The organism is Pseudomonas nitroreducens TX1 (genome assembly GCF_000313755.1).
Taxonomy (GTDB): Bacteria; Pseudomonadota; Gammaproteobacteria; order Pseudomonadales; family Pseudomonadaceae; genus Pseudomonas; species Pseudomonas nitroreducens_A.
In genome coordinates this window covers 1-15,596 of sequence record NZ_AMZB01000051.1, presented here as the reverse complement: position 1 = coordinate 15,596, position 15,596 = coordinate 1, and the positions used below count along the sequence as shown (strand labels likewise).

The following is a 15,596-nucleotide window of genomic DNA, read 5'->3' as shown; positions in this document are numbered from 1 at the left end:
GTCAACGTGACCGATGGTGCCGACGTTGACGTGCGGTTTGTTACGTTCAAATTTTTCTTTAGCCACGAGAGTAACCTCTTACTAAAAGAGCTGAATCAAGCTTGTTTTTTGGCCAGAGCTTCGACGACGTTCGCCGGAGCTTCAGCATACTTGGAGAATTCCATGGAGTAGCTAGCGCGACCCTGGGACATGGAACGCACGTCGGTTGCATAACCGAACATCTCGCCCAGCGGAACCTCGGCACGGATAACCTTACCGGAAACCGAGTCTTCCATCCCCTGAATCAGACCACGACGACGGTTCAGGTCACCCATCACGTCACCCATGTAGTCCTCAGGAGTCACCACTTCCACCTTCATGATCGGCTCCAGAACCTTGCCGCCACCCTTCTGGGCCAGCTGCTTGGTCGCCATGGAAGCGGCGATCTTGAACGCCATCTCGTTGGAGTCGACGTCGTGGTAGGAACCATCGAAGACGGTCGCCTTCAGGCCGATCAGCGGATAGCCGGCAACAACGCCGTTCTTCATCTGCTCTTCGATGCCCTTCTGGATGGCCGGAATGTATTCCTTCGGAACCACACCGCCCACGACTTCGTTGGTGAAGACCAGGCCTTCAGTGATGTTGCCCTTCTCGTCCACGTCGGGAGCGGAGAAGCGGATCCAGCAGTGACCGAACTGGCCACGGCCGCCGGACTGACGAACGAACTTGCCTTCGATCTCGATGTTGTCCTTCGAGATGGTTTCGCGGTACGAAACCTGCGGCTTGCCGATGTTCGCCTCAACGCCGAATTCACGCTTCATGCGGTCGACGAGGATGTCCAGGTGCAGCTCACCCATACCGGAGATGATGGTCTGGCCGGTTTCTTCGTCAGTCTTGACGCGGAACGACGGGTCTTCCTGAGCCAGTTTGCCGAGGGCAATGCCCATCTTCTCCTGGTCAGCCTTGGTCTTCGGCTCAACAGCTACCGAGATCACAGGCTCCGGGAAGTCCATACGCTCGAGGATGATCGGCTTCTCGATATCGCACAAGGTGTCACCGGTGGTGACGTCCTTCATGCCAATCAGAGCAGCGATGTCGCCAGCGCGTACTTCTTTGATCTCGTCACGCTGGTTCGCGTGCATCTGCACCATACGACCAACGCGCTCTTTCTTGCCTTTCACGGAGTTGATAACCGAGTTACCAGACTCCAGAACGCCCGAGTAGACACGAACGAAGGTCAGAGTACCTACGAACGGGTCAGTGGCGATCTTGAATGCCAGAGCCGAGAACGGAGCGTTGTCGTCCGCCGGACGCTCGTCGTGGATTTCGTTCTCGTCAGTGCTGTCCGGGTGGACGCCCTGAATCGCCGGAATCTCGGTCGGAGCAGGCAGGAAGTCGATAACGGCGTCGAGAACCAGGGGCACGCCCTTGTTCTTGAACGAGGAGCCGCAAACAGCCGGTACGATTTCGCAGGCGATAGTACGCTGACGCAGGCCGGCCTTGATCTCTTCGATCGACAGCTCACCCTCTTCCAGGTACTTGTTCATCAGCTCTTCGTTGGCCTCGGCAGCAGCCTCGACCATGTTGTTGCGCCACTCGTTGGCCAGGTCAACCAGCTCAGCGGGAATCTCTTCCTCGCGGTAGGAGGTGCCCTTGTCGTCTTCGTTCCAGTAGATGGCTTTCATCTTCAGCAGGTCGACTTGACCCTGGAAGTCATCTTCTGCACCGATGGCGAGCTGGACCGGAACCGGGGTGTGACCCAGACGGTTCTTGATCTGGCCGATAACGCGCAGGAAGTTGGCGCCGGCGCGGTCCATCTTGTTCACGTAGACGATACGCGGAACGCCGTACTTGTTGGCCTGGCGCCATACGGTTTCGGACTGCGGCTCAACGCCGGAGGTGCCGCAGAACACCACGACAGCGCCGTCCAGTACGCGCAGGGAGCGCTCAACTTCAATGGTGAAGTCTACGTGGCCGGGGGTGTCGATGACGTTTACGCGGTATTTGTCGTACTGGCCGCGCGAACCTTCCCAGAAGGTGGTGATCGCAGCGGAGGTGATGGTGATACCACGCTCTTGCTCCTGCACCATCCAGTCGGTGGTAGCAGCGCCGTCGTGTACTTCACCCATCTTGTGGCTGAGACCGGTGTAGAACAGGATCCGCTCGGTAGTGGTGGTCTTGCCCGCGTCAACGTGGGCGCAGATACCAATGTTCCGGTAGCGGTTGATTGCTGTGTTACGAGCCATAAAGCCCTCGCAGAAGTAGTGTTGCCGTAATTAGAAGCGGTAGTGCGAGAACGCTTTGTTGGCCTCGGCCATACGGTGCACGTCTTCACGCTTCTTGACGGCGGCGCCTTTACCTTCAGCGGCATCCATCAGTTCGCCAGCGAGACGCAGAGCCATGGACTTCTCGCCACGCTTGCGGGCGAAGTCCACCAGCCAGCGCATGGCCAGTGCATTACGACGGGACGGACGTACTTCGACCGGAACCTGGTAGGTAGCACCGCCGACACGGCGGGACTTCACTTCGACCAGCGGAGCGATGGCGTCGAGTGCTTTTTCGAAGAGTTCCAGGGGGTCGCCTTTACCGCGCTCTTTGACCTTGTCCAGAGCACCGTAAACGATACGCTCGGCAACGGCTTTCTTGCCGCTTTCCATCACGTGGTTCATGAACTTCGCCAGAATCTGGCTTCCGTATTTAGGATCGGCCAGGATCTCACGCTTGGCCGCTACACGACGTCTTGGCATTGATAAGCCCTCAAACGGTCTTCAGGTTAGCCCGGGACGATGCCCGACCTTACTCTTATCGACTCAGAAAATAGGAAAACAAAATTACTTCGGACGCTTCGCGCCGTACTTCGAACGACCCTGCTTACGGTCTTTAACGCCGGAGGTATCCAGCGAACCGCGCACGGTGTGATAACGAACACCCGGAAGGTCTTTTACACGACCGCCACGAATCAGCACCACGCTGTGCTCTTGCAGGTTGTGACCTTCACCACCGATGTACGAGGAAACCTCGAAACCGTTGGTCAGACGAACACGGCACACTTTACGCAGTGCGGAGTTCGGCTTCTTCGGGGTGGTGGTGTATACGCGGGTGCATACGCCGCGACGCTGAGGGCAGTTCTGCAGGGCAGGAACGCCGCTCTTGTCTACCAGGCGCTTGCGCGGTTTGCGCACCAGCTGGTTGATAGTTGCCATCTATAGCTCCACTGATTGTCTTACGACACTTAAAAACGAAAATGGGCAGAGCATGCGCCCTGCCAATTTTCGGGGTACAAGATACTAAAGAGCTTACGGATTCCAGTCAAGACGAAGCCCCGGTTGTCAAGACAACCGGGGCTTCGTTTGAGGCTTAGTTACCGCTCAGGTTGAGCGCTTCGGCCAATGCTGCTTCGGCCTCGCTCGCGCTCACACGCTGCGGTTTGCCGAGTTCGCGCTGACGCTTGCGCTCGCTGTGGTAAGCCAGACCGGTACCTGCCGGGATCAGACGACCCACGACCACGTTCTCCTTCAGGCCGCGCAGGAAGTCGCGCTTGCCGGTGACCGCCGCCTCGGTGAGGACGCGGGTGGTCTCCTGGAAGGAGGCCGCCGAGATGAACGACTCGGTGGACAGCGAGGCCTTGGTGATGCCCAGCAGAACGCGCTCGTACTTGGCCGGGAACTTGTCCTGGGTGCCCAGTACTTCGTTCTCTTCCAGCACGTGGACCAGTTCGACCTGATCGCCCTTGATGAAGGACGAATCGCCCGACTCGGCCACTTCGACCTTGCGCAGCATCTGGCGCAGGATGGTCTCGATGTGCTTGTCGTTGATCTTCACGCCCTGCAGACGGTAAACGTCCTGGATCTCGTTGACGATGTACTTGGCCAGCGAGCTCACGCCCAGCAGACGGAGGATGTCGTGCGGGTTGCTCGGGCCGTCGGAGATCACTTCACCACGGCTTACCTGTTCACCTTCGAACACGTTCAGGTGACGCCACTTCGGAATCAGCTCCTCGTACGGATCGCTACCGTCGGTGGGAGTGATGACCAGGCGGCGCTTGCCCTTGGTTTCCTTGCCGAAGGAGATGGTGCCGCTGATTTCCGCCAGGATCGAAGGCTCTTTCGGACGACGAGCTTCGAACAGGTCGGCAACGCGCGGCAGACCACCGGTGATGTCGCGGGTCTTCGAGGTTTCCTGCGGGATACGCGCGATCACGTCACCAATACGCACCTTCGCGCCATCGTTGAGGTTGACCAGGGCGTTCGCCGGCAGGAAGTACTGGGCCGGTACGTCGGTACCCGGCAGCAGCAGATCCTTGCCTGCGGCGTCGATCAGCTTCACGGCCGGACGGATGTCCTTGCCGGCAGCCGGACGATCCTTCGGATCCATCACCTCGATGTTGGTCAGACCGGTCAGTTCGTCGGTCTGGCGCTTGATGGTGATGCCCTCTTCCATGCCCACGAAGGCCACGGTGCCGTCCATCTCGGTGACGATCGGGTGGGTGTGCGGGTCCCACTTGGCGACGATGGCGCCCGGGTCGACCTTGTCACCTTCCTTCACGGAAATCACCGCACCGTACGGCAGCTTGTAGCGCTCGCGCTCACGACCGAAGTCGTCGGCTACCGCCAGCTCACCGGAACGGGAAACCGCTACAAGGGCGCCGTCGGCACGCTCTACGTGCTTCAGGTTGTGCAGGCGGATGGTGCCGCCGTTCTTGACCTGGACATTGTCCACGGCGGAGGTACGGCTGGCCGCACCACCGATGTGGAAGGTACGCATGGTCAGCTGGGTACCCGGCTCACCGATCGACTGGGCAGCGATAACGCCGACAGCCTCACCGATGTTCACGCGGTGACCACGGGCCAGATCGCGGCCGTAGCACATGGCGCAGATGCCGTGACGGGTTTCGCAGGTGATAGGCGAACGCACGACGACTTCGTCGACGCTCATCTGCTCGAGGAAATCGACCCACTTCTCGTCGATCAGGGTACCGGCTTCGACGATCACGTCGTCGCTGCCCGGCTTGAACACATCGCGAGCCATCACGCGGCCGAGTACGCGCTCACCCAGCGGCTCAACCACGTCGCCGCCTTCGATGTGCGGGGACATGACCAGGCCGTGCTCGGTGCCGCAGTCGATCTCGGTCACGACCAAGTCCTGGGCCACATCGACGAGACGACGGGTCAGGTAACCGGAGTTCGCGGTCTTCAGTGCGGTATCCGCCAGACCTTTACGAGCACCGTGAGTGGAGATGAAGTACTGGAGTACGTTCAGGCCTTCACGGAAGTTCGCGGTGATCGGAGTCTCGATGATGGAGCCGTCCGGCTTGGCCATCAGGCCACGCATACCGGCCAGCTGACGAATCTGGGCCGCGGAACCCCGCGCACCGGAGTCCGCCATCATGTACATGGAGTTGAAGGACTCCTGGTCGACCTGCTTGCCCTCGCGATCGGTCACCTTCTCTTTCGAGAGGTTGGCCATCATCGCCTTGGACACTTCGTCGTTGGCCTTGGACCAGAGGTCGATCACCTTGTTGTACTTCTCGCCCTGGGTTACCAGGCCGGAGGCGTACTGGCTCTCGATCTCCTTCACTTCCTCGGTGGCGGCATCGATGATGCGAGCCTTTTCGTCCGGGATGACGAAGTCGTTCACGCCGATCGACACACCGGAGATGGTCGAGTAGGCGAAGCCGGTGTACATCAGTTGGTCGGCGAAGATGACGGTGTCCTTCAGACCCACCACGCGGTAGCAGTGGTTGATCAGCTTGGAGATCGCCTTCTTCTTCATCGACTGGTTGACCACGTCGAAGGGCAGCCCGGCCGGGACAACCTGGAACAGCAGCGCACGGCCGACAGTGGAGTCGACGATACGGGTGTTGGCGGTCAGGGAGCCGTCTTCGTTCTTGATCTTCTCGTTGATGCGCACTTTTACGCGGGCGTGCAGGGACACCTGGCCGCTGCGGTAGGCGCGGTCAACTTCCTGCAGGTCAGCGAAAGCCATGCCCTCGCCCTTCGCGTTGATCGCTTCACGGGTCATGTAGTACAGACCCATTACCACGTCCTGCGAAGGAACGATGATCGGCTCGCCGTTGGCAGGCGACAGAATGTTGTTGGTGGACATCATCAGCGCGCGTGCTTCCAGCTGAGCCTCGAGGGTCAGCGGAACGTGCACGGCCATCTGGTCACCGTCGAAGTCGGCGTTGTACGCGGCGCAGACCAGCGGGTGCAGCTGGATGGCTTTACCTTCGATCAGTACCGGTTCGAACGCCTGGATGCCCAGACGGTGCAGGGTCGGTGCACGGTTCAGCAGTACGGGGTGTTCGCGGATGACTTCAGCGAGAACGTCCCACACTTCCGGCAGCTCGCGCTCGACCATCTTCTTGGCGGCCTTGATGGTGGTGGCCATGCCACGACCTTCCAGCTTGCCGAAAATGAACGGCTTGAACAGCTCCAGGGCCATTTTCTTCGGCAGACCGCACTGGTGCAGACGCAGGGTCGGACCAACGGTAATAACCGAACGGCCGGAGTAGTCCACGCGCTTGCCGAGCAGGTTCTGACGGAAGCGACCCTGCTTGCCCTTGATCATGTCGGCCAGGGACTTCAGCGGGCGCTTGTTCGAGCCGGTGATGGCACGGCCGCGACGGCCGTTGTCCAGCAGGGCGTCGACGGCTTCCTGCAGCATGCGCTTTTCGTTGCGCACGATGATGTCCGGAGCGGCCAGGTCGAGCAGGCGCTTCAGACGGTTGTTACGGTTGATCACGCGGCGATACAGATCGTTCAGATCCGAGGTCGCGAAGCGGCCGCCATCCAGCGGAACCAGCGGACGCAGGTCCGGCGGCAGCACCGGCAGGACGGTCAGCACCATCCACTCGGGATGGTTGCCGGAGCCCTGGAAGGCTTCCATCAGCTTCAGGCGCTTGGACAGCTTCTTGATCTTGGTTTCCGAGTTGGTCTGCGGAATCTCTTCGCGCAGGCGGCCGATCTCGTGCTCCAGATCGATAGCGTTGAGCAGCTCGCGAACGGCTTCCGCACCCATGCGGGCGTCGAAGTCGTCACCGAACTCTTCGAGGGCTTCGAAGTATTGCTCGTCGTTCAGCAGCTGGCCCTTCTCCAGGGTGGTCATGCCCGGATCGATCACCACGTAGCTCTCGAAGTAGAGCACGCGTTCGATGTCACGCAGGGTCATGTCCAGCAGCAGGCCGATACGGGACGGCAGGGACTTCAGGAACCAGATGTGGGCGACCGGCGAGGCCAGCTCGATGTGGCCCATGCGCTCGCGGCGCACCTTGGCCAGCGCGACTTCCACGCCGCACTTCTCGCAGATCACACCGCGGTGCTTCAGGCGCTTGTACTTACCGCACAGGCACTCGTAGTCCTTCACCGGGCCGAAGATCTTGGCGCAGAACAGGCCATCGCGCTCCGGCTTGAAGGTACGGTAGTTGATGGTCTCCGGCTTCTTGACTTCGCCGAAGGACCAGGAACGAATCATCTCGGGCGAGGCCAGGCCAATACGGATGGCATCGAACTCTTCGATCTGACCCTGGTTTTTCAACAGATTAAGCAAGTCTTTCAAGGCCTTTCCTCCTCACGGACCCGGTGCGACCGGCCTTGACCAGCCGCACCGTCTGACGTCACGTGTTATTCGGTTTCCAGTTCGATATCGATGCCGAGCGAGCGGATCTCTTTGATCAGCACGTTGAAGGACTCGGGCATGCCGGCCTCCATGCGGTGATCCCCGTCCACGATGTTCTTGTACATCTTGGTACGGCCGTTCACGTCGTCCGACTTCACGGTCAGCATTTCCTGCAGGGTGTAGGCGGCACCGTAGGCTTCCAGCGCCCAGACCTCCATCTCCCCGAAACGCTGGCCACCGAACTGCGCCTTACCACCCAGCGGCTGCTGGGTAACCAGGCTGTAGGAGCCGGTGGAACGTGCGTGCATCTTGTCATCGACCAGGTGGTTCAGCTTGAGCATGTACATGTAACCCACAGTGGTCGTACGCTCGAACTGGTTGCCGGTGCGGCCGTCATACAGACGCATCTGACCGCTTTCCGGCAGGTCGGCCAGCTTCAGCATGGCCTTGATCTCGCGCTCCTTGGCACCGTCGAACACCGGGGTAGCCATGGGCACGCCGCCCTTGAGGTTGTTGGCCAGAGCGAGGATCTCGTTATCGTTCAGCTCGTCCAGGTTCTCCTGGCGGCCGCCGATCTCGTTGTAGATCTCGTTCAGGAACACACGCAGCTCGGCGATCTTGCGCTGCTCTTCGAGCATGCGGTTGATCTTCTCGCCCAGACCCTTGGCCGCGAGGCCCAGATGGGTTTCGAGGATCTGGCCGACGTTCATACGCGACGGTACGCCCAGCGGGTTCAGAACGATGTCGACCGGAGTACCGTTGGCATCGTGCGGCATGTCTTCGACCGGCATGATCACGGAGACCACACCCTTGTTACCGTGGCGGCCCGCCATCTTGTCGCCCGGCTGGATGCGACGCTTGATGGCCAGGTAGACCTTGACGATCTTCAGTACGCCCGGCGCCAGGTCGTCGCCCTGCTGCAGCTTGCGCTTCTTGTCTTCGAACTTGTCGTCCAGCATCTGACGGCGGTCGCTGATGTAGGCCTGGGCCTTCTCCAGCTGCTCGTTCAGAGCATCCTCCGCCATACGCAGCTTGAACCACTGGCCGCGCTCGAGGCCGTCCAGGTACTCGTCAGTGATCTCTGCGCCTTTCTTCAGGGCAGGACCGCCGTCGGCCTTGGCACCGACCAGAGCGGAACGCAGACGCTCGAAGGTTGCGCCTTCGACGATGCGGAACTCTTCGTTCAGGTCCTTGCGGATCTCGTCCAGCTGCATCTTCTCGATGGACAGGGCGCGGCTGTCGCGCTCCACGCCGTCACGGGTGAAGACCTGTACGTCGATGACGGTGCCCTTGGTGCCAGTCGGCACGCGCAGGGAGGTGTCCTTCACGTCGGACGCCTTCTCACCGAAGATCGCGCGCAGCAGCTTCTCTTCCGGAGTCAGCTGGGTCTCGCCTTTCGGGGTGACCTTGCCGACCAGGATGTCGCCAGCCTGCACTTCGGCGCCGACGTAGACGATACCGGCTTCGTCCAGCTTGTTCAGCGCGGCCTCACCCACGTTCGGGATGTCCGCGGTGATTTCTTCTGGGCCGAGCTTGGTGTCACGGGCAACGCAGGTCAGTTCCTGGATGTGGATCGTGGTGAAACGATCTTCCTGGACCACGCGCTCGGACAGGCAGATGGAGTCTTCGAAGTTGAAGCCGTTCCAGGGCATGAACGCAACGCGCATGTTCTGACCCAGAGCCAGTTCACCCATGTCGGTGGACGGGCCGTCGGCCAGGATGTCGCTGCGCGAAACCTTGTCACCCTTCTGCACCAGCGGACGCTGGTTGATGCAGGTGTTCTGGTTGGAACGGGTGTACTTGGTCAGGTTGTAGATGTCGACGCCGGCTTCGCCAGTCTCGACTTCGTCGTCGTTCACACGCACCACGATACGGCTGGCATCGACGGAATCGATCACGCCGCCACGGCGAGCCACCACGCAGACGCCGGAGTCACGGGCGACGTTGCGCTCCATGCCGGTACCTACCAACGGCTTGTCGGCGCGCAGGGTCGGTACAGCCTGACGCTGCATGTTCGAACCCATGAGTGCACGGTTGGCGTCGTCGTGCTCGAGGAACGGAATCAGCGAGGCAGCGACGGAAACGACCTGCTTCGGCGATACGTCCATGAGGGTGACGTCTTCCGGCGCCTTCACGGTGAATTCGTTCAGGTGACGTACGGCGACCAGCTCGTCGATCAGTTGGCCTTTTTCGTTCAGGGTCGCGGACGCCTGAGCGATGACGTGGTCAGCTTCTTCGATCGCGGACAGGAAGACGATGTCGTCGCTGACCAGACCTTCCTTCACCACGCGGTACGGGCTTTCCAGGAAGCCGTACTTGTTGGTGCGAGCGTAGGTCGCCAGAGAGTTGATCAGGCCGATGTTCGGACCTTCAGGGGTTTCGATCGGGCACACGCGGCCGTAGTGGGTCGGGTGTACGTCTCGAACCTCGAAGCCCGCGCGCTCGCGGGTCAGACCACCTGGGCCGAGTGCGGAGACGCGGCGCTTGTGGGTGATCTCGGAGAGCGGGTTGTTCTGGTCCATGAACTGCGACAGCTGGCTGGAACCGAAGAACTCCTTGATCGCGGCAGCCACCGGCTTGGCGTTGATCAGGTCCTGCGGCATCAGGCCTTCGCTTTCGGCCATCGACAGGCGTTCCTTGACCGCACGCTCTACACGCACCAGGCCTACACGGAACTGGTTCTCGGCCATCTCGCCGACGCAACGGACACGACGGTTACCCAGGTGGTCGATGTCGTCGACGATGCCTTTACCGTTACGGATGGCAACCAAGGTCTTGAGGACCTCGACGATGTCTTCCTTGCTCAGTACGCCCGGACCTTCGATCTCGGTACGACCAATACGACGGTTGAACTTCATGCGGCCAACGGCAGACAGGTCGTAACGCTCGGCGCTGAAGAACAGGTTGCCGAACAGGGTCTCGGCAGCTTCCTTGGTCGGCGGCTCACCAGGACGCATCATGCGATAGATCTCGACCAGCGCTTCCAGTTGGTTGCTGGTGGAGTCGATCTTCAGCGTGTCGGAGATGAACGGACCGCAGTCGATGTCGTTGGTGTACAGGGTTTCCAGACGCACGACCTGGGCCTTGGCGATCTTGGCCAGGGCGTCGACGGTCAGCTCGGTGTTGCACTCGGCGATGATCTCGCCGGTAGCCGGGTGCACGACGGCCTTGGCCACGGTACGGCCAATCAGATAGTCGAACGGCACTTCCAGCTGGGTGATACCAGCCTTCTCGAGCTGGTTGATGTGGCGTGCAGTGATACGACGACCCGCTTCGACGATGACCTTGCCGCTGCCATCCTTGATGTCGAAGCTGGCGATCTCGCCACGCAGACGCGACGGCACCAGCTCCAGGTTCAGGGTCTCGCCCTTGATCTGGAAGACGTTGGTGTCATAGAACGCGTTGAGGATTTCCTCGGTGCTGTAGTTCAGCGCGCGCAGCAGGACGGACGCCGGCAGCTTGCGGCGGCGGTCGATACGAACGAACACGCAGTCCTTCGGATCGAACTCGAAGTCGAGCCAGGAGCCGCGGTAAGGAATGATACGAGCGGAGTACAGCAGCTTGCCGGAGCTGTGGGTCTTGCCACGGTCGTGGTCGAAGAACACACCCGGGGAGCGGTGCAGCTGGGAAACGATGACGCGTTCGGTACCGTTGATGATGAAGGTACCGTTCTCGGTCATCAGGGGGATTTCCCCCATATAGACTTCTTGTTCCTTGATGTCCTTGATCGCTTTGTTCGACGATTCCTTGTCGAAAATGATCAGACGCACTTTCACACGCAGCGGGACCGCGAAGGTCACACCGCGCAGCACGCATTCCTTGACATCGAAGGCCGGCTCACCCAGACGGTAGCCGACGTATTCCAGGGCAGCATTGCCGGAATAGCTGATAATCGGGAAGACGGACTTGAAGGCCGCATGCAGGCCGATGTCTCGGACCTGGTCCTTGCTTGCACCCGCCTGCAGGAATTCGCGATAGGAATCCAGCTGGATGGCCAGCAAATACGGCACATCCATGACGTCCGGCAACTTGCTAAAGTCCTTGCGGATACGTTTTTTCTCAGTGTATGAGTAAGCCATCAGCGTTCCCCAGCTTGGTCACCTGCTTGTTTGGCCTCTCCCGCACAGGGGAGCAGCCCAAAAATCGTGCAAACCCTAGGTTTGCGCCGCCACTCGTGGCGGGATTTTCACGTTATGGGAGGCACCTACGGCACCCCACCCATAACGGAAAAAGGCCGGTGGCAATTGCCACCAGCCATCAGCCTGTCGCTTAACGCTCGGGCTGTCGACGCAAGGTACGAACTTACTTGAGCTCGACCTTGGCGCCTGCTTCTTCCAGGGCTTTCTTGGCAGCTTCGGCTTCTTCTTTCGAAGCGCCTTCCTTGACCACGCCCGGGGCGCCGTCAACCACAGCCTTGGCTTCTTTCAGGCCCAGACCGGTCAGTTCACGAACGACCTTGATCACGTTCACTTTCTTGTCGCCAGCTTCGGCCAGGACGATGGTGAACTCGGTTTGCTCTTCAGCAGCGGCAGCAGCCGGGCCGGCAGCAGCAACGGTAGCGGCAGCAGCGGTAACGCCGAACTTCTCTTCCATCGCCTTGATCAGTTCAACGATCTGCATGACGGACATTTCGGATACGGCGGAGATGATGTCTTCGTTGGTCAGAGCCATGACTCTAATTCCTGTATTGGGTGACGGCCTAAGGCCATCGAATTAAACAAAAAAGGTGAAAGCAGTTGCCGAGCCTTAGGCTGCGGTAGCTTCTTTCTGATCGCGAATTGCCGCCAGAGTACGAGCCAGCTTGCTGGTAGCGCCTTGGATCACGCTCATCAGCTGTGCAACAGCTTCGTTGTAGGTCGGCAGGGTCGCCAGCACGTCGATCTGATTGGCTGCGAGGAACTGACCCTCGAACGCGGCCGCCTTGATCTCGAACTTGTCCTGACCCTTGGCAAACTCCTTGAAGATACGAGCGGCAGCGCCCGGATGTTCGTTGGAGAAAGCAATCAGGGTCGGGCCCTTGAACGTGTCGTTGAGCACTTCAAACTGAGTGCCTTCAACGGCGCGCTTGAGCAGGGTGTTGCGTACGACTTTCACGTACACACCAGCTGCGCGGGCCTCTTTACGGAGTCCGGTCATTGCGCCGACAGTCACGCCGCGTGCATCAACCACGACAGCGGACAGACCGGCTTTGGCAGCCTCGTTGACTTCAGCGACGATGGCCTTCTTGTCTTCGAGTTTAATTGCCACGGGTTTACTCCTGGATGTTACCGATTCGTCCAGCCGAAGCCGGACGGCGTTTTGGTGTCTGATTCGGTAAACGAATCGGGAGCACCATCTGCGTAGGCTAGAGAGGATCGCCTCCCGGGTTTAAGGCTCGCGCCGCCTACGGTCTTGGATAGCCCCCGCCAGGCAGGGACCCCAATACCTGCGAGCAGCGGGCGAACCCACTGCTCGACTTAGTTCATCAGCCTTCCAGCGAAGCCTGATCGATCTGCAGACCCGGGCCCATGGTGGTGCTCAGGGTAACGCGCTGAACGTACACGCCCTTCGAGGAGGACGGCTTCAGACGCTTCAGATCGCTCAGCAGCGCTTCCACGTTCTGCTTCAGCTTGACCGGCTCGAAGTCGATCTTGCCAACGGACGCGTGGATGATGCCGTTCTTGTCGGTACGGAAACGTACCTGACCGGCCTTGGCGTTCTTGACGGCGGTAGCGACGTCCGGGGTCACGGTGCCGACCTTCGGGTTCGGCATCAGGCCGCGCGGGCCCAGTACCTGGCCCAGTTGGCCAACAACACGCATGGCGTCCGGGGAAGCGATGACGACGTCGTAGTTCAGGTCGCCGGCTTTCATTTCGGCAGCCAGCTCGTCCATACCAACCTTGTCTGCACCAGCAGCCAGGGCAGCTTCAACACCAGGACCCTGGGTGAAGACGGCAACGCGTACGGATTTGCCGGTACCGTTCGGCAGAACGGTGGCGCCACGTACGACCTGGTCGGATTTACGCGGATCAACGCCCAGATTGATGGCGATGTCCACGGACTCCTTGAACTTGATGGTCGACAGCTCGGCCAGCAGTTTGGCGGCGTCTTCGAAGCCATATTGCTTGCCGGCTTCAACTTTCTCGGCGATAGCCTTTTGACGCTTGGTCAGCTTAGCCATTACACACCCTCCACGTTCAGGCCCATGCTGCGCGCGGAGCCAGCGATGGTACGTACGGCAGCGTCCAGGTCAGCAGCGGTCAGGTCAGCCTGCTTGGCCTTGGCGATATCTTCCAGCTGAGCACGGGTAACGGTGCCCACTTTCTGGGAGTTCGGACGAGCGGAGCCGCTGGTGATGCCGGCTGCTTTTTTCAGCAGAACGGATGCCGGGGTGCTCTTGGTTTCAAAGGTGAAGCTGCGGTCGCTGTAAACGGTGATGATCACAGGAGTCGGCAGACCAGGTTCCATGCCCTGGGTCTTGGCGTTGAACGCCTTGCAGAATTCCATGATGTTCACGCCGTGCTGACCCAGAGCCGGGCCGACGGGCGGCGACGGGTTGGCCTGGCCGGCCTTTACTTGCAGCTTGATGTAAGCCTGGATTTTCTTAGCCATTTGCTACTCCAAATTCGGGTCAAACGCCCTGACGGGCTCCCCGGTTGCTTTCGCGTTTATCCCAATGACGACAAAACCCCGCAGCCTAGGGCTGCGGGGTGTGGGATTCATTGTGCCAGTTAAACTTTCTCTACCTGGCTGAACTCCAGCTCTACCGGGGTAGAGCGACCGAAAATGAGCACAGCGACCTGGATCCGGCTCTTTTCGTAGTTAACTTCTTCGACGACGCCATTGAAGTCAGCGAACGGACCATCGATCACGCGGACAGTCTCGCCCGGCTCGAACAGGGTCTTCGGCTTCGGCTTGTCGCCGCTATCGGCAACGCGACGCAGGATGGCATCTGCTTCTTTGTCGGTAATCGGCGCCGGCTTGTCGGCAGTACCACCAATGAAGCCCATGACGCGAGGAGTATCCTTGACCAGGTGCCAAGTACCCTCGTTCATTTCCATCTGCACCAGGACATAGCCCGGGAAGAATTTGCGCTCACTCTTGCGCTTCTGGCCGTTCCGCATCTCCACCACTTCTTCGGTGGGGACGAGAATCTCACCAAACCCATCTTCCATGCCGGCCAGTTTGACCCGCTCGATCAGCGAGCGCATGACATGCTTCTCGTAACCCGAGTAGGCATGCACAACGTACCAACGCTTAGCCACGGAACACCCTTAACCTACAATCATGGAAACCAGCCAACCCAGCAGGGAGTCGAGCCCCCACAGCAGCAGCGCCATTACCAGCACTACGGCCACTACGATCAGCGTGGTCTGAGTTGTCTCTTGACGAGACGGCCATACAACCTTGCGAATCTCGGCGCGAGCTTCTTTAGCCAAAGTAAAGAATGCACGCCCCTTGACGGTCTGCAGGGCGATAAAGCCGGCAGCAGCCGCCATCACGAGGATACCGAGAACGCGATAGAAGATCGGTTGCGCCGAGTAATACTGGTTGGCAACCACAGCCACCACCACCAGCACTGCAACCACAAGCCACTTCAAGAGATCGAGACGCGACTCTTTGGCTTCTACCTTCGCATTCATCTGCTAGGAATCCCGTTTAAAGAAGTGCCAGATCTTGATAAATCTGGCAGGCCAGGAGGGAATCGAACCCCCAACCTGCGGTTTTGGAGACCGCCGCTCTGCCAATTGAGCTACTGGCCTGGAACAAAGTCAGGCCGACCATTATGCCGGCCTGAGAGGGAAAGATCAATCGATTATTCGATGATCTTGGCAACCACGCCGGCGCCAACGGTACGGCCGCCTTCGCGAATCGCGAAGCGCAGGCCATCTTCCATGGCGATCGGGGCGATCAGGGTGACAACCATTTTTACGTTGTCGCCCGGCATGACCATCTCAACGCCTTCCGGCAGCTCGCAGTTGCCGGTCACGTCAGTGGTACGGAAGTAGAACTGCGGACGG

The 15,596-nt window shown here is 59.9% G+C and carries 12 protein-coding genes, 1 tRNA gene and 1 pseudogene; all 14 read right to left on the bottom strand.

What is annotated here, in order from left to right:
* Positions 1-66, bottom strand: a pseudogene (locus C167_RS34210) (elongation factor Tu); the annotation flags it as partial.
* A 29-nt stretch (positions 67-95) separates the two neighbouring features.
* Positions 96-2,225, bottom strand: coding sequence for an elongation factor G (fusA, locus tag C167_RS0101075; protein WP_017516433.1), 2,130 nt, complete (start codon positions 2,223-2,225; stop codon positions 96-98).
* Positions 2,226-2,255: 30 nt separating this feature from the next.
* Entirely contained in the window at positions 2,256-2,726 is a 471-nt protein-coding gene (gene rpsG / locus C167_RS0101070) for a 30S ribosomal protein S7 (RefSeq protein ID WP_015475318.1), read from the bottom strand.
* Between the two features lie 84 nt (positions 2,727-2,810).
* The gene (rpsL, locus tag C167_RS0101065; RefSeq protein ID WP_015475317.1) at positions 2,811-3,182 is read right to left on the bottom strand and encodes a 30S ribosomal protein S12; all 372 of its coding nucleotides are present in this window, start codon (positions 3,180-3,182) and stop codon (positions 2,811-2,813) included.
* 154 nt (positions 3,183-3,336) lie between these two features.
* Entirely contained in the window at positions 3,337-7,536 is a 4,200-nt protein-coding gene (gene rpoC, locus C167_RS0101060; RefSeq protein ID WP_026078720.1) for a DNA-directed RNA polymerase subunit beta', read from the bottom strand.
* Between the two features lie 65 nt (positions 7,537-7,601).
* Entirely contained in the window at positions 7,602-11,675 is a 4,074-nt protein-coding gene (rpoB, locus tag C167_RS0101055) for a DNA-directed RNA polymerase subunit beta (protein WP_026078719.1), read from the bottom strand.
* 223 nt (positions 11,676-11,898) lie between these two features.
* Positions 11,899-12,267, bottom strand: a complete 369-nt coding sequence (gene rplL, locus C167_RS0101050; RefSeq protein WP_017516430.1) for a 50S ribosomal protein L7/L12 — start codon at positions 12,265-12,267, stop codon at positions 11,899-11,901.
* Positions 12,268-12,342: 75 nt separating this feature from the next.
* Complete coding sequence (gene rplJ / locus C167_RS0101045; RefSeq protein ID WP_017516429.1) at positions 12,343-12,843, bottom strand: 50S ribosomal protein L10; 501 nt, start codon at positions 12,841-12,843, stop codon at positions 12,343-12,345.
* Between the two features lie 217 nt (positions 12,844-13,060).
* Complete coding sequence (gene rplA, locus C167_RS0101040; protein WP_017516428.1) at positions 13,061-13,756, bottom strand: 50S ribosomal protein L1; 696 nt, start codon at positions 13,754-13,756, stop codon at positions 13,061-13,063.
* Entirely contained in the window at positions 13,756-14,187 is a 432-nt protein-coding gene (gene rplK, locus C167_RS0101035) for a 50S ribosomal protein L11 (RefSeq protein WP_017516427.1), read from the bottom strand. The genes rplA and rplK overlap by 1 nt, the downstream gene beginning before the upstream one ends.
* Before the next feature lie 119 nt (positions 14,188-14,306).
* Positions 14,307-14,840, bottom strand: a complete 534-nt coding sequence (gene nusG / locus C167_RS0101030; protein WP_015475310.1) for a transcription termination/antitermination protein NusG — start codon at positions 14,838-14,840, stop codon at positions 14,307-14,309.
* A 9-nt stretch (positions 14,841-14,849) separates the two neighbouring features.
* A complete protein-coding gene (gene secE / locus C167_RS0101025) occupies positions 14,850-15,218 on the bottom strand; it encodes a preprotein translocase subunit SecE (RefSeq protein WP_017516425.1) in 369 nt (122 codons plus the stop codon).
* A gap of 44 nt (positions 15,219-15,262) precedes the next feature.
* Positions 15,263-15,338, bottom strand: a tRNA-Trp gene (locus C167_RS0101020).
* Between the two features lie 53 nt (positions 15,339-15,391).
* A partial coding sequence (locus C167_RS32030; protein WP_017516424.1) for a hypothetical protein occupies positions 15,392-15,596 on the bottom strand: 205 nt, incomplete at its 5' end.